This window comes from Myxococcaceae bacterium JPH2, assembly GCA_016458225.1.
GTDB lineage: Bacteria > Myxococcota > Myxococcia > Myxococcales > Myxococcaceae > Citreicoccus.
In genome coordinates this window covers 363,951-378,343 of sequence record JAEMGR010000001.1, presented here as the reverse complement: position 1 = coordinate 378,343, position 14,393 = coordinate 363,951, and the positions used below count along the sequence as shown (strand labels likewise).

General features: G+C 68.5%; 12 protein-coding genes. 4 read left to right on the top strand and 8 right to left on the bottom strand.

All coding sequences use genetic code 11. The features are described 5' to 3' along the window. Position 1 precedes the first annotated feature (1 nt). On the bottom strand, positions 2-1,219 hold the full coding sequence (locus JGU66_01610) for a hypothetical protein (GenBank protein MBJ6759439.1): 1,218 nt from the start codon (positions 1,217-1,219) through the stop codon (positions 2-4). A gap of 194 nt (positions 1,220-1,413) precedes the next feature. Between JGU66_01610 and JGU66_01605 the strand changes: the two genes are divergently transcribed. Next, positions 1,414-1,848 carry a GFA family protein gene (locus JGU66_01605; protein MBJ6759438.1) on the top strand — a complete coding sequence of 145 codons (435 nt, stop codon included), beginning with the start codon at positions 1,414-1,416 and terminating at the stop codon, positions 1,846-1,848. 7 nt (positions 1,849-1,855) lie between these two features. Here the strand turns inward: JGU66_01605 and JGU66_01600 are convergent, their stop codons facing one another. The 4 genes from JGU66_01600 to JGU66_01585 all read right to left on the bottom strand — a co-directional run bounded on the left by JGU66_01600 (position 1,856) and on the right by JGU66_01585 (position 5,401). Then, positions 1,856-2,971: an ankyrin repeat domain-containing protein gene (locus tag JGU66_01600; GenBank protein ID MBJ6759437.1), complete on the bottom strand. Its 1,116-nt coding sequence runs from the start codon at positions 2,969-2,971 to the stop codon at positions 1,856-1,858. A gap of 12 nt (positions 2,972-2,983) precedes the next feature. Then, a complete protein-coding gene (locus JGU66_01595) occupies positions 2,984-3,796 on the bottom strand; it encodes a hypothetical protein (GenBank protein MBJ6759436.1) in 813 nt (270 codons plus the stop codon). A gap of 103 nt (positions 3,797-3,899) precedes the next feature. Further along, the gene (locus JGU66_01590) at positions 3,900-4,349 is read right to left on the bottom strand and encodes a periplasmic heavy metal sensor (GenBank protein MBJ6759435.1); all 450 of its coding nucleotides are present in this window, start codon (positions 4,347-4,349) and stop codon (positions 3,900-3,902) included. A gap of 122 nt (positions 4,350-4,471) precedes the next feature. Then, entirely contained in the window at positions 4,472-5,401 is a 930-nt protein-coding gene (locus JGU66_01585; protein MBJ6759434.1) for a LysR family transcriptional regulator, read from the bottom strand. Between the two features lie 83 nt (positions 5,402-5,484). On the opposite strand from JGU66_01585, the gene JGU66_01580 reads away from it, so the two are divergent. From JGU66_01580 to JGU66_01570, 3 genes are all read left to right on the top strand, one after another. Beyond that, positions 5,485-6,720 (top strand): acyl-CoA dehydrogenase family protein, encoded by a 1,236-nt coding sequence (locus JGU66_01580; protein ID MBJ6759433.1) that lies wholly within the window; start codon positions 5,485-5,487, stop codon positions 6,718-6,720. Between the two features lie 107 nt (positions 6,721-6,827). Next, entirely contained in the window at positions 6,828-7,745 is a 918-nt protein-coding gene (locus JGU66_01575) for a hypothetical protein (GenBank protein ID MBJ6759432.1), read from the top strand. Beyond that, entirely contained in the window at positions 7,742-8,497 is a 756-nt protein-coding gene (locus JGU66_01570; protein ID MBJ6759431.1) for a hypothetical protein, read from the top strand. Before JGU66_01575 ends, JGU66_01570 begins: the two co-directional genes overlap by 4 nt. Positions 8,498-8,577: 80 nt before the next feature. Here the strand turns inward: JGU66_01570 and JGU66_01565 are convergent, their stop codons facing one another. The 3 genes from JGU66_01565 to JGU66_01555 are packed head-to-tail and all read right to left on the bottom strand — an operon-like array spanning position 8,578 to position 14,297. Beyond that, complete coding sequence (locus tag JGU66_01565) at positions 8,578-9,480, bottom strand: acyl dehydratase (GenBank protein ID MBJ6759430.1); 903 nt, start codon at positions 9,478-9,480, stop codon at positions 8,578-8,580. Between the two features lie 15 nt (positions 9,481-9,495). After that, entirely contained in the window at positions 9,496-13,179 is a 3,684-nt protein-coding gene (locus JGU66_01560; protein ID MBJ6759429.1) for an efflux RND transporter permease subunit, read from the bottom strand. After that, positions 13,176-14,297, bottom strand: coding sequence for an efflux RND transporter periplasmic adaptor subunit (locus tag JGU66_01555; GenBank protein MBJ6759428.1), 1,122 nt, complete (start codon positions 14,295-14,297; stop codon positions 13,176-13,178). The genes JGU66_01560 and JGU66_01555 overlap by 4 nt, the downstream gene beginning before the upstream one ends. Positions 14,298-14,393: the final 96 nt, after the last annotated feature.

Genomic DNA, 14,393 nt, shown 5'->3' with positions numbered 1-14,393 from the left:
CTCACTCGTCGTGGTGGAGGCAGCCGAAGGGGTCCTGGGTGGAGAGGCTCAGCCACACGCGCTCGAAGTCGAGGACGCCGCTGGCGTAGATGCGCTCGAAGTCCTGGTACGTCGGCTGGAAGCGCGGATCGACGAGCGCCATGGTGGCCATGACAGGCAGGGCGTCGCGGCCCGCGGCGCGCGCGGCGAAGCGGAAGATCGCCCAGCGCACGCAGACGTTCTGCTCGCCAGGGAAGGCCTTCGCGTAGAGGTCCAACACGTGGGCCTTGTCCTCGGCCAGCGAGAGGTCGTGCGCCGCCGCCTGCCGTCCGTCCTCGCTGCCCTCGGAGGTGAGGATGCGCGCGTAGCGCTCGGTGCTCTTCGCGTCGAGCACGGGGTCCGCGTGCAGCGGCATCGTCAGCGCGAGGTAGCGGATCTGCTCATCGGGGGACTCGGTGCTCACGGTGAGAAGGCTGTCGAGATACGGCCGGACCTCGCCCGTGCGGTGCGCGTCCTCGGCCATCACCGTGCCCAGCGTGCGCGTGGCCACCCAGCCCGCCTCGCCCGAGGCCGGGTCCTTCGCGAACGCGGTGAGCCGCGTGAGCACCGCGGGCTCGAAGTGGCGCTGCGTCTCCAGCGCGAGCAACAGGCCCGTGCGCCGCTCGGCCTCCAGGCTCGCATCCAGGCTCATGGCCGTGAGGCGCGCGGCGACCTGTGGCAGGTGCACCGCCTCGCTGTCCTTGAGTCCAGACAGCAGCACCTCCAGCTCGTCGGTGGGGGCCTCGCGTGCCCAGTCGAGCACCTCGCCGGCTCTCGCCGCGTCGCGACCAATGAGCTCCGCGAGTCGTGCCTGGAGGTACTCGCGCACCAATGCATCTCCCGAGCGCAGCATCGGTGCGGCCCACTCGCGGAACGTGCCGAGCGTCACCTCCGAATTGAAGCGCTCCAGGTCCTGCCAGCAGGGCGGTGCATCGAACCGGCGCGGCGCGGCGGTGGCTGAGGTCTCCGCGAGCACGTTCCCACCCGCCCCGGCCCGATGTGTCTCGCCGGGCTGTGCAATCACCGCGGGACTGGACTTGGCCGAGTGCTGCGCGGAAGACGGGTGGGGCTCGCGCCATGCCCACCAGCCCACACCTGCCACGAGGAGCGCCGCGCCCAACACCCCTGCGCGCCACGCCGTGCGTCGGGCCGGACGGTCTTCCCGAGCTGACTCGGGGCGGGGAACGGAATCGGGCGGCATGGGGGAACCTGGGGGGAAGGCCTTCCACGTAGAGGAGGGCGGGCCTCCGCCGGGATCCCAGAATTAGCGACTTTTCGTGCGCGGCGCCGGGGGACTCGTGGGGATGCTGGGTCGCCTGGAAGAAACCTGACAAAAGGCTGTCATCTGACGCAGATAGAACCATCCCATCGCAGCGCACACACCGGAGACACACGATGAGCCAGACCGATTCGAAGGCGACGAGCAACGAGAAGACCTACACGGGCAAGTGCATCTGCGGCGCAGTGCGGTTCGAGGCGCGGATGGACCTGAGCCGGGGCGCGAGCCGGTGCAACTGCACCTACTGCACGAAGTTCGGCGTGACCTCCGTGGGGATGAAGCCGGACGCGTTCCGGCTGGTCGCGGGTGCCGAGCACCTGGGTGAGTTCCGCAACGAGGGCAGCCCGAACAGCCGCTCCTTCTGCAAGCACTGCGGCGTCCAGTGCTTCGGCGCGGGCGACGTCGAGGAGATTGGCGGTGCGTTCGTCTCCGTCAACGTCAACTGCATCGACGAGGTGGACGTGGGTCAGCTCACCATCGGGTATTGGGACGGTCGCCACAACAACTGGGCGGCCGGTCTGCGCAGCACGCCGTGGCCCGTGTTCGCGTGAGCGCGGCCTACCACTTCTTCATCTTCAGCGCGGCTGCGAGCGTCCCTGTCAGCTCCGAGGGGACGGCGCCGCGCTCGCGGAAGTGGCGCTCCACCCGCAACGTGCCCGCTTGGATGACGTGGTCGAACTGGAGGATCGTGGGCGCCTCCAGGGTTCCGCGCACCGTGGCGCCGTAGTCGTTGTCGGCGCCGGCGAACACCGTGTCCGCGCGCAGGTCTCCGCCCACCCACAGTGGGCCCTCGCTCCAGGCGGACTCCACCTTCAGGTCTCCGCCCACGCACACGAGCGCCCCCTCGTAGTTGGACAGCAGTCCCTTCACGGTGAGGTTGCCCGTGACGATGAGGTTCACCGCGTTGCAGTCGCCCTCCACCTCCAGGTCGCCGATGTGCGCGAGCGTCAGCCGCTTCGTCCGAGTCGTCTTCGGCTGAACCTTGGCGGTGCTCGCGCGCTGCACGATGCGAATCCCCGCCGCGAGCATCGCGCCGTCCTGATGCTCGGCCAGCTCCAACAGGAAGTCCTTCGCCTTGCCTCCGGCGTACTCGGTGAAGAACGCGGCCACGGCGCGTTCGAGCGTCGTGCGCGTCGCCGGAGACAGCTCGGCGGCGAGTTCCGGGAGCAGGGCGCGGACCGGGTCCGCCAGCAGATCATCCGTCCGTCGCGCGGGCTGTGGCTTGCATCCCTGGGCCTGCATCAGCTCAATCAGCCCGGAGACCGCGTTCGCACCGTGCCTCCAGGCGCGCGCATGGTCCAGGGGCGTCCGATTGCCCCCATCGCGCACATCCGCGGGCACGCCGCGCGCCACCAGCATCTGGATGACGCCCAGCCGGCCAAAGGAGGCCGCGCGGTGGATCAACTGTCCGTCCCCACCTGCCTCATGGTTCAGCGGAACGCCATGGTCGAGGAGTGCCGCGAGCGGCGCGCCATCCGCGCACGTGGCCGCGGTAAAGGCGGCGTCACGCCCGCCCGGTCCTAGGAGGGCCTTCCAGTCCGCGCCTTGCGCCAACGCCTCGCGCAGGGCCTGCATCGCGGCCGCGTCTTCGTGCTCTGCGTTACGAAACTCGGCGAGCCGAGAATAGTTGTGGATGGCTTTGAAGAGCGCCTGGGTTGCCGGACTCGAAGTCATGCCACATCCGTATCACGGCGGCGCTCCGGGCCTCACGCCCGCGGCCAGGTCGATGAAGCCGCGAATCCAGATGAGATTGACCGCGTGGCACGTCTCCAGGGGCGTCACCGTGGTGGTCTCCAGCGTCGCCGCCCAGGGGACACCTTGGCGCATGTACCAATCGGTGACGCTGCCGTCGTGGAACTCGATGAGTCCGTCCGCGTCGGTGACGTTGTTCTCGTCCACCTTGCGCTGTCGCAGCACCGCCACGCGGGCCGCGCAGGCCGCGACCAGGGGCCGGTACGCTGCCTTGTCTCCGAAGGTATAGGCATACGTCGCGGGACCCGGCAGGTAGTTGTCCTGATGGATGTCCAGCGCGGCGTCGGGCGGAGCGAAGCGCGCGAGGTCCGTTCGCACCGCGCGCGTCTCCTTGGGCCCTCCGTCGTAGAGCGCCCACCGCAGGAAGGGCGGCTCTCCGTTCAGCTCGCCGCGCCACTCACCGGGGGCGACCTCGTAGCGCAGGAAGTCATTGTTCGGCTTCTCGCCGCTGCGGTTGTAGCGCGTGCCGTCCTCGAAGCCGGAGGGGTTGATGCATGGATAGATGCGCAGGCCCACGCCGCGCGCCTTCGCGTGGGCGATGACCTCGGGCAGGTGCTCGGCCAGCGTCAGCGGGCCCGCGGGCTCTTCACCGTGGAAGCCCGATGTGAGCACCAGCCAGCGTTTGCCCGGAAGGACGAGCCGGAAGAGTGGGTACTCGCGACCCCCTTCGAGGACCTGGCCATACTCGGAGACGTCGGCCAGTGAAGCGAAGGAGCGGATGCGCCGGGCATAGTCGGTGTAGTCCACACGAAAACGATAGGTGTGGCCCTCCACGGTGCCCACCTGTCCTTCTCGCCGCCCGTTGAGTGCGTCACGGAGGCGGAAGGCGCAGGGGGCTGTTGGCTGCCGCTCACTTCTGGCCGGTGTGCTCCCGGTACTCCGAGGCCAGCTCCTGACGCTGGGCGGGCGTCAGGGTGCGATGCACCTCCAGGGCCGCGTCCGTGATGCGGTGCGCGAAGGCACGCATCGCGTCGATGCGCGCATCCACGAGCGCGTGGAGCTTCTGCGCGTCGGGAGCGTCCGACTCGAGCTGGGTGACCACCTCGTCGCGCACGGCCCGCTGGTCCTCCATGAGCTGCTTGCCGTCGTCAAAGACGCGGTCCTTGATGGCGCCGATGGACTGGCGCTGCGCGGGCGTGGCGTTCAGGTCGTCCAGCTTGTCATTGAGGCGCCAGGTCACCATCTGCCGCATGCGCTCGGGGTCGCGGCCCCAGCCCGGATGGCCTCCGCGCATGGCGAAGCCGGTGAGGAGCACGAAGGCGGCGACGGCGGTGGTGGCAATGGCGATTCGCTTGATCATGGGTTTCTCTCAGTGAAATGGGGCACCTGGCCCGCGGGCACGTCACGACTTCGACGATGCCCAATGTGCGGGAGGGCCATTGCGCGCGCTTGTATGGCGCGTGAAGAAACATGAAGCCGGCCCTACCGCGTCCGCTCGCTCGGTGCGGTGGTCTCCAGCGCCAGCAACTCGGAGCGCAGCCATTGGTTCAGGGGCTCACTGTCCACCTGCCGGTGCCAGTAGAGGTGGAACTCCACGGGAGGCAGCGCCACGGGCATGGGCAGCAAGTGATTGCCGAGCGGGGCGTTGATGGCCTTGGCGCGATGCCGGGGCATGGTCAGCAGGAGGTCGGAGTCCGCGACGATGCGGCACGCGGCCTCGTAGTGCTGGCAGCGCACGGCGAGGTCTCGCTGATAGCCCAGCCGGCTCAGCACCAGGTCCTCGATGGCCAGCCCCGTGCGCCGGGATGACACGGTGATGTGGCGCGCGGCGAGGTAGCGCTTCACGTCCAGCGTGCGGCGGCGCGCGCTCACCACGCAGAAGCGGTCCTTCCGCAGCACGGCGTGGCGCAGGTGTGGGCTCGTCGCCTGCGCCACGTCGATGGCCAGGTCCAGTCGTCCTGACGCGAGGTCTCGTTCGAGCTTGCCCCGCTCCAGCCGCACGCTGGTGACACGCGCGAGCGGCGCACTCTGGCGGAGTCGTTCGAGCAGGGGCGGCAGGAGCGCGGGCTCCAGCTCATCGTTCATGGCGAGCGTGACGTGGACGGCGTCGCGCGCGGGGTCGAAGTGGCGGGTGCGGTGCACCGCCTGCTGGAAGAGGGTGAGCGCCTCGCGAATCTCGGGGGCCACGCGCTCGGCGAGCGGGGTGGGCGTCAGGCCGCGGCCCTCGCGCACGAACAGCGGCGCGCCCAGTTGTTCGCGCAGTCGAGCCAGCGCGTGGCTCACGGCGGACTGACTGAGGAAGAGGACCTCGGCGGCCCGCGTGAGGTTTCCCTCGCGCAGGACGACATCGAAGACGCGGAAGAGGTTGAGGTCGAGCTGGCTCAGCCTCGGTGTCTCTTGAACGTCCTTCATGTGTACAGATGACCAACATTCACTGGATTCATCAATGGTGACGACCCGAGGATGGTCGCCTTCCTCCAAGCGGGAGCGCCGAGATGCACTTCGAACCGAGCGACAAGGCCAAGGACTACCTGGAGCGGGTGCGGCGCTTCATGCGCGAGCACATCGAGCCGGTGGAGTCCGAGTACTGGGCCGAGGTGCAGGCGAGCAGCGCGGGCCCGGACTGGCGGCAGTGGAAGGTCCCCGCGCGCATGGAGGCGCTGAAGGCCCGAGCGAGGGCCGAGGGGCTGTGGAACCTCTTCCTCCCCGACCCGGAGTTGGGGGCGGGACTGAGCACGCTGGAGTACGCGCCGCTCGCGGAGGCGATGGGGCGCAGCCTGATGGCCCCCGAGGTCTTCAACTGCAACGCGCCGGACAGCGGCAACATGGAGGTCCTCTGGCGCTACGGCTCCGAGGCGCAGCAGCGCCAGTGGCTCGCGCCGCTGCTCGCTGGGGAGATTCGCTCGGTGTTCTGCATGACCGAGCCGGACGTGGCCTCGTCGGACGCCACCAACATGCAGGCCACCGCGGTCGTCGAGGGCGACGAGGTGGTCCTCAACGGTAAGAAGTGGTGGACCTCGGGTTTGGGGGACCCTCGGGCGAAGGTGGCCATATTCATGGCCCGTACGCCCGATGCGTCCGCGGACCGGCATCATCAGCACTCGATGGTGCTGGTGCCGCTGGACGCGCCGGGGGTGAGCATCCAGCGGATGCTCCCGGTCTACGGTGACCTGGATGCGCCTCACGGCCACGGCGAGGTCCACTTCCGCGACGTGCGCGTGCCGCGCGACTTCATCATCGCGGGGCCCGGCAAGGGCTTCGAGATTGCCCAGGGGCGACTGGGCCCGGGCCGCATCCATCACTGCATGCGCTGCATTGGCGCGGCGGAGCGGGCGCTGGAGTTGATGATCGACCGAGGCATGTCGCGCACGGCGTTCGGCAAGCCGCTGCTCAACCTGGGTGGCAATCGAGAGCGGGTGGCCGAGGCGCGCATCGCCATCGACCAGGCGCGACTGCTGACGCTCTATGCCGCGTGGAAGATCGACGCGGTGGGCGCACTGGCGGCGATGACGGAGATCTCCGCCATCAAGGTGGTGGCGCCCAATGTCCTCCAGCGCGTGGTGGATGACGCCATCCAACTGCACGGAGGGGCGGGCGTGTCGCGCGACACGCCGCTCGCGAACTTCTTCGCCCAGGCACGCAGCCTGCGGCTCGCGGACGGGCCGGACGAAGTTCACAAGGGCGTCATCGCCCGCATCGAGTTGGCGAAGCGCGGCTTCTCACGAAGCTGAGGCTCGGACGCGGAAACTTCTGGCCCAGCGGCTCAAGTCATGGGGCCGCAGGAGGAAAGTCGGCGGGCGGAGATTGCAGCACCGTGGCGATTGGGAATGATGCCGCGATGCGCTTTCGAGCCTGCCTCGCGGTGCTGATTCTCGTTTCTGCCTGCGCGACGTCGACACCGTCTCCCAGTTCGCACGGGATACGAAGCCAAAGGGCCGCCAACCTTCAGCGCGCGGCGAAGTTGCCGTGGACTGATGGCGGGCGGTGCGTCGTTCGTGAAGCCTCCCAGCCTTGGCCTGTACTCGTGGAGCGGTGTTACTCCGCGCTGGACCACGACCGGGTCGAGTTCCACGACACCACGGGCCGGTGCACGGTCGCCTCCGCGGACGCCGCGGCAGTGGGGCTCGGGGTCTGCGTGCTGGCGGCTCCCGAGATTGTCCTGGGAGCTGTCATTGTGCTGGGAGTGGTGGTCGTCGCTGTCGCGATCAAAGAAGAGCTGGATGGGTATGAACTCCGCCACCAGCTTCCCGAGGAAGCCTCAGCGGCCAAGGGCGCGAAAGGGGCATCCCGAGAGGCCATATCGAGGCGGGAGCCGAATCTGGACCCAGAGACCGCGGGACAAAACTGGCAGCCCCCGATGCCGCCTGGGGCCAGGGACCGGACGCGCCCCGCCAGTTGTGAGCCCGTCCCAGTATCTCACGCGGGCGGAGACGCGATTCACAACGCGTGCGCCGACACATTTCCTCCGAACCGCTACCCCGGCAAGGATGTGCTCGTTGGTGGGAAGCGTTTTGATGCGCTGCAGGTGGGCGCGCGCATCCTGTGGGAGATCAAGACCGACCAATTTGCTACGTACTCCGCCTTTCTCAAGAGGCAGGTGATCAAAGGGCAGGTGGCAGAGATGCTGGAAGAGCGCGACATCGCACAGGCATGCGGATACGGCTTCGTCGTTGGAGTGAGCACCGCTGCGCATAGAGTCGCACTGGAACTTGCGGAGCCTACTTTGAAGTTCGTCGTCACGGGGTGCGCCCGATGACGACGCATGAGGCCCTCGCCATCATCGTCTACGCCCCTTCGCTGCCTGCTCATGACAAACGCGCGCTTGAGATCGTTCAAGGAATGGAGCGGTCTCTTCCTGGGCTGCGACTCGATTGGACGGTTGCTGAGGACGGTCACCTCATCGCATTGCCCCAGCGCGATACGTGGCTGCTCAAAGGGAGCAAGGACGGAGGCTTTCCGCTCGTGTGCAATGGCGACGAGAGTTTCCCTGTGACGATTTTTGGATTGCGCATGCGCCCACGACAAGCGCCGGGCGGGCAGCCCGTGCTCGATGTCCATGCCGAACTGCCACTGACCGATTTGGTCTTTGCCGCCTCAGTCGATGTGCTTGCTTTCGTGGCAGAGAGTGCGCGTGCGTTCTGGGGCCATGCGACGCCATTTCGCGCGGGCGTCGAGATTGCACGGCAAACACGCGATCCGATCCACAAGCCAGGAGCTCCTCCCCTTGGACTACCGGCACTCAAGTTCGCAGAGAAGCTCCGTTCCCCTGCGATTCCGCATCGCCTTGGATGGTTGAACTACTGGTCCGCCGCCGCCGCGCTTGCCATCGGGTTCCCGGATCCAACCCGTGATGCGGAGCTGCTGAAGCGGGCACGGCGCACGGAGACGGGGAGCTGGGTTGTACAGCTCACCGATGCGCCACTCGACCTCGACAACCCCGCCCACCTCGAAGTGCTCAAACGGACCTACGAGCGCTTTCCGGAAATCGGCGGACGCGCATCACCCTGACCCGTTTTCTCCGCCCACGGTTTCTGGCCCGCTCTCGGGGCGCACAGTCACCATGGGCTTGAGGCCTCCGCGGTCTCTCCTCAGTTCCGAGCGGTGGGCGCGGCGTCCGTCGGCTTCAGCTCGCCCTGGAGGTGCGGCGTGCCGTCCTCCGAGGAGACTCGGAAGGCCACGGCCCCCTCGGTGCGCGTGGTCTGGAAGCGGACGCTCGAGCCCAGGAACAACGGTCGACGGAACTCACAGGTGAGCGTGAGGGCCGGTGCCTCGGCGGCTTCGCCCATCTCCGCCACGCAGCGCGCCAGCGTCCACATGCCGTGCGCAATGGCTCTCGGGAAGCCGAACAGGCGCGCGGACAACGCATGCAGGTGGATGGGGTTGTAGTCCCCGGAGGTCTTCGCGTAGCGCCAGCCCGTGTCGAGTGACACCTGCCACGGGGCGGGGCGGCTCTGCTGGAAGGGATCCACGTCCTCCGTCTGCGGTCCACGCTCCTTGCGTGCGGCGGCCTCCTGGCCCGGGAGCTTGCGCAGCATGGTGGTGACGGCCTCCCACGCCAGGACGCCTTCGGTCTCCACGCGCGTGTGCAGATCAATCTCTCGCCCGAGGCGCGCCTCGCGTTGCTCGCCCAGAGTGCACGTGATGGACAGCGGCGCGGTGTCCGCCAGCCGCTGGTACTGCCGGATGACATTGCGGACGTGAATCATTCCGAGCAGGCGATAGGGGAACTCGGGCCGGTTGAGCAGCGCGATGTGCAGCGGCGTGGCGAGCACCTGGGGAAACGTCACGGGCAGGAAGCCGTCCGCCTCGAAGCCGCACACCTCGCGGTAGCGCGCGAGCTGCTCGGCGCCCGGGACGACTCGGGCCACGCGCATCCCCAGACGCGGGAACTCGGCGGCGCGCGAGGGCTTGCGGGTCACCGCCGCGCGCAGGAGCTGCGAGCCGAGCGAGGGCAGGAGGGGAAGTTCGAGAGTCTGCGAGGTGTCGGACATGATGGCTTCCTGGAGCTACGAGGGCGGGTGAGGCGGCGGGGGCGGAGTCCCCGACGAGTCGGTTGCGTGGGACGGAGCGACATCCCAGCGGATCCACTTCAGGTCGCGCACGACCATCGTATACAGGACGGGCACCAGCAGCAGCGTCAGCACGGTCGCCACCGTCAGGCCGCCTATCTGCGCGTAGCAGAGCGGCTGCCACAGCGGGCCACCATGCAGCGCGAGCGGGAACAGGCCGAGCACCGTCGCGCCCACCGTCACCAGCACGGGACGCAAGCGCATCATGCCGGCGTCCAGCAGGGCTTCGCGCAAGGGCTCTCCGCGCTCATGCATCTCCTCGATGTAATCGAAGAGAACGATGATGTGGCTGACGATGACACCCATCAGGCTGATGACCCCGAGGAAGGCCATGAAGCTGAACGGGGCGCCCATGACGACCAGGGACACCAGCGCCGCCGCCGCGCCGAAGGGGAGGGCCGCGAAGACGATGAGTGGTTTGACCGCGCTCTTGAACTGGATGACGAGCGCCATGTAGATGGACACCAGCAGCATGATGAGGACCAGCCGCATGCTGGAGAAGCTCTTCACCTGCTCCTCCGCCTCGCCGCCCACCTCCAACGTGTAGCCCAGGGGCAGGGTGCCGCCGAGCGCATCCAGTCGGGGCTTCGCCGCCTTCATCACCTCGGAGGGCAGCACGCCGGACTGTGGGAACGTGGCCACGGTGATGGTGCGGAATTGATCCCTCCGTCGAATCTTCTCCGTCTGAAGTGAGTACGCGATGCGTGACACTTGCTGGAGCGGCACCTTCTGCGGCCCGTTGCGCGCGCTGACATAGAGGTTCTCGATGTCACTGAGCTGCGCGCGCTCCTCGCCGCGCAGGCGCGCCACGATGTCGATCTGATGGTTGCCCTCGTTGAGCTGGCCCACCGTGACGCCGTTCATGGCGATGGCCGATGAGGTGGCCACATCCAGGTTGGTGACGCCCGCGAGGTTGGCGCGGTCCGGGTCCACCTCCAGCTTCACGGAGAAGGTGTCGCTGCCCCAGTCATCGCGGGTGCGCGCGCCGCCCGGTGCCTCGCGGAAGATGGTCTTGGCTTCGTCCGCCAACCGGCGCAGCTCCGGGATGTCCTCGCCAGACAAGCGGATGGACACGGGGATGCCCACGGGCTTGCCGGTCTCCAGCTCCCGCACGTCCAGGCGGGCGCCCGCGACCTGGCGTGACAGTCGCTCCTGGAAGAGCGGGACGAGCGCGCGCGTGTCCTCTTTGTTTCGCACCTGGATGACGAGCTGCGCGTAGTTGAGCTGTTGTTGCTCGGGCGCCACCGAGAACCAGAAGCGCGGCCCGCCTCCTCCCACGAACTCCGTGACGGACTCGAGGATGGTGCGCGGCTTGCCGTCGGAGTCAGGGTGGGCCTTGCCGTACTCGGCGGCGACCTCCTGGATGACGGCCTCGGCCTGGCGCGAGACTTCCTTGGTGGCCGCGAGCGTGGCGTCCTCGGGCAGCCAGACGTCCACGTAGGACAGGTACGACAGGTCCTTGGGGAAGAACGCCGAGCGCACGCGCGAACCCACGAGCGCGGCGAGCACCAGGATGACGAGCGCCAAGCCAACGACGAACAGTCGGTGGTCGATGGCCCAGCCCACCACCTGGTGATAGCGCCGCGCGAAGCCTCGTGAGCGCCGCTCCTCCGGCGTGGGCTCCGGCTTGGTGGGCGCGCGCAGGATGGTGGAGGCGAGCAGGGGGATGAACGTCATGGACACGATGCGCGAGGAGACGAGCGACAGCGTCAGCACGATGGGCAGCGTGTGGATGAACTTCCCTGTGTCTCCGGGCAGCGTGAGGAACGGCAGGTAGGCGGCGATGTTGGTGATGGTGGCGAACAGGATGGCCGTGGCCAGCTTGGTGGGCCCCAGCCACGCGGCGATGCGTGGCTTCCAACCCAGCGCCAGCGAGTGCTTGATGGCATCGCTGGCCACCACCGGGTCGTCCACCAGCAACCCCAGCGCGATGATGAGCGACGCGATGGAGATCTGCTGGATGTCCACGCCCACCACGTCCATCAGTCCGAACGTCATCGCGAGCGTGATGGGAATGGACAAGGCCAGCAGGAGCGCGGTCCGCCACTCCCAGAAGCCCACCAGGGCGACGAGCACCACCAGGATGATGGCTTCATAGAGCGACGTCATGAACAGGCTGACGTTCTCCTTCACCTGCAGCGGTTGGTCCGACGTGCGGCGGATGATGAGGTCCTCGGGCAACACGCGCTGCACATTCGCGAGTTCCGCGCTGACATCCCGGCCGAACTCCCCAATCTGCGCGCCCGGCCGCATGTTGATGGCCAGGGTGATGGCGCGCGAGCGGAGGAAGCGCCCTTGCGCGTCGCGGGCGACGAGGAAGTTGAGGAAGCGCGCGGGGCTCTGATAGTCGCGCCGCACGTCCACCAGGTCGCGCAGGTACACCGGCGCGCCGTGGGCGCTGGTGGTGACGACGACGTCGCCCACCTGCGTCTCGCTGGTGAACTCGCCGGACGGGTCGATGGTCACGCCCTTCTCGCCCACCTCGATGATGCCGCCCGGCGTGGTGATGTTGCGCGCCGACAGGATGTTGGCGAGCCCGGAGTTCTGGAGGCCGTAGGAGGCGAGCCGCTCCTGCGAGTACTCCAGGAAGATCTTCTCGGGGAGCACGCCCGTGCGAGTCACCTTGGAGACGATGGGCAGCCGCTGCAGGTAGCGCTGGATGGTGTCGGTGAAGTCGTCGAGCTGGCGGTAGCTGTAGCGATCGCCCGCGCCTTCCTGCAGGCGGGCCCGCGTGTCCGCGGGGTCGCGCACGACGATGGGCGGCCAGACGTCCGGGTGCAGCTCGGAGAGGCTCAGGTGGTCCTGGGCGAACGTCCGGAGCTGCGCGAGCAGGACCTCGTCGGTGAGCGTGGTCTCCATGTCGACCCCGATGAAGCCCGGGCTCTGGAGGAAGCGCGCGTTGCGTGTGTTGGGGAGGGTGTCGAAGAAGCGGCGAGCCCGGTCGCCCATGCGCTGCATGGACGCGGCATTGATGGAGGGCGGGAAGCTCACCACCAGCGTCGCGTGGGGTGGGCCGGGCGGTATCCCCGCGCGCACCGCCTCGATGGCGCGGGCGACGGCGCGTGAGCGCAGCTCCAGCTCGATGTCGTCCGCCTTGGGGCTCGCCACCGTGAGCATGAGGGTGGCGGTGTCTCCAAAGTCCTTCAGGAAGTTCACCGGGCCCGTGCCCGCGGGCAGGTCGCGCAGCGTGCTCAAGCGGCCCTGGATGTCGTCGAACTCCTTGGCTCGGTCGTTCACGTCGTCCTTCAGCGTGACGTAGACGACGGAGATGCTCGTGCGGCTGATGGACTCGATCTTCTCGACGGAGGCGTTCTCGGAGATTTTCTGTTCGATGCGCCGGGTGACCAGTTGCTCGATCTTCTCCGCCTCCGCGCCGGGCCACAGGCAGGTGGCCACCGCCACGCGCACCGCGATGACGGGGTCCTTCGCCTTGGGCATGCGGAAGTAACCAAAGACCCCCCACAGCAGCGTGAAGGCGAGGAACACCCACGCTACCTGCCGCGTCTCCGTGAAGTAGCGGGCCGTGTTGTGCTGGTGGTCCACGCGCGCCTGGTCTCGGGCGCGCTCCTTCTCTTCGTATGACGGCGTCGCCCCGCCGCCCTCCGGGCCGGACGCGCTCAAGGAATCACCTCCACCGCCTCGCCATCGGACAAGAGGCTGGCGCCCGTGACGACGATGCGCTCTCCGGCCTTCAGCCCCTTCTTCACCGGGATGACGCGGCCCAGGTATTCGCCCAACTCGACCTCCCGAGCCCGGGCCACGGGTTTGCCTCCAGACTCGTCGAGCACGAACACCGCGAAGGACTGGGGATGACCGGGCGCGCGCACGATGGCCGCCAGCGGGATGAGGAGTTCCTCCGGAATGGGGGCCCCCGCGCCCAGGGACAGCGCGGCCACCATGCCGGGCTTCAGTCGCTGGTCCCCGTTGGCGATGGAGATCTCCACCTCGAACACGCGGCTCTTGGGGTCCGCGGACGGCGCGATGCGCGAGATGCGCCCCTCGAACTGTTCACCGGGGAACGCCTGCGTCGTCACCGCCTGCGTCGCGCCCAGCCGGACTCGGGGCAGGACGGTGTCGGGCACGCCGAAGATGACCCGCACGCTCTGGGTCTCCGCGACGGAGAAGGCCACGGTGCCGGGCGCGGCCAGCGCGCCGACCTCGATGTTGCGCTGGAGCACCACGCCCTCCAGCGGTGAGCGCAGCGTGGTGTCCGCCAGGGACGTGCGGGCCTCCTCCACGCGGGCTCTCGCGGCGGCCACCGCTCCGGCCGCGCTGTCTCGCTGCGTGCGCGCCGTGTCGAGCTGCGCGGGCGTGGCCACCTGTCCCTCGACGAGCTTGGAGGTCCGCGCGAAGTTCAGCTCCGCTTGCTCCGCGGCGGCGCGTGCCTGGGCCAGCGCGGCCTGGGCCTCGGCGAGCCGCTGCGCGTAGTCCGTCCTGCGCAGCGTGGCCAGCTCGGTGCCCGCGCGCACCGCGTCCCCCGCCTGCACGAGCCGAGGCTTGCCCTCCACGTCGCGCACCTTGGCGATGGACTCCACGTAGCCGCCGACCTTGAACGCGAGGTCCACGCGCGTGGCGGGTTGGATCTCCGCCGAGTAGCGCGCCTGTGCGCCCGTGCCGGCTCGCTCCACGGTCGCCACCTTCACGGCCGTGGGAGGTTGGGGAGGGGGCGCGTGCCCACCGCACGCGAACAATGTGAAGGACATCACCCCCAGGGCGAGGGCTCCGCGCTGCATCCACATGGTGCCAACTCCTGTGTGGCGCATGGTCGACGACAGACGGCGGCGGAGCGTGGTGGCACTCCCCGCTGAAATCCACCCGGCCCTGACTCAGGTGGT

Bases quoted from the DNA above. Each gene is read 5' to 3' on its own strand.
- JGU66_01610 (MBJ6759439.1), bottom strand. From the start codon at position 1,219: ATGCCGCCCGATTCCGTTCCCCGCCCCGAGTCAGCTCGGGAAGACCGT.
- JGU66_01605 (MBJ6759438.1), top strand. From the start codon at position 1,414: ATGAGCCAGACCGATTCGAAGGCGACGAGCAACGAGAAGACCTACACG.
- JGU66_01600 (MBJ6759437.1), bottom strand. From the start codon at position 2,971: ATGACTTCGAGTCCGGCAACCCAGGCGCTCTTCAAAGCCATCCACAAC.
- JGU66_01590 (MBJ6759435.1), bottom strand. From the start codon at position 4,349: ATGATCAAGCGAATCGCCATTGCCACCACCGCCGTCGCCGCCTTCGTG.
- JGU66_01585 (MBJ6759434.1), bottom strand. From the start codon at position 5,401: ATGAAGGACGTTCAAGAGACACCGAGGCTGAGCCAGCTCGACCTCAAC.
- JGU66_01580 (MBJ6759433.1), top strand. From the start codon at position 5,485: ATGCACTTCGAACCGAGCGACAAGGCCAAGGACTACCTGGAGCGGGTG.
- JGU66_01575 (MBJ6759432.1), top strand. From the start codon at position 6,828: ATGCGCTTTCGAGCCTGCCTCGCGGTGCTGATTCTCGTTTCTGCCTGC.
- JGU66_01570 (MBJ6759431.1), top strand. From the start codon at position 7,742: ATGACGACGCATGAGGCCCTCGCCATCATCGTCTACGCCCCTTCGCTG.
- JGU66_01565 (MBJ6759430.1), bottom strand. From the start codon at position 9,480: ATGTCCGACACCTCGCAGACTCTCGAACTTCCCCTCCTGCCCTCGCTC.
- JGU66_01555 (MBJ6759428.1), bottom strand. From the start codon at position 14,297: ATGTGGATGCAGCGCGGAGCCCTCGCCCTGGGGGTGATGTCCTTCACA.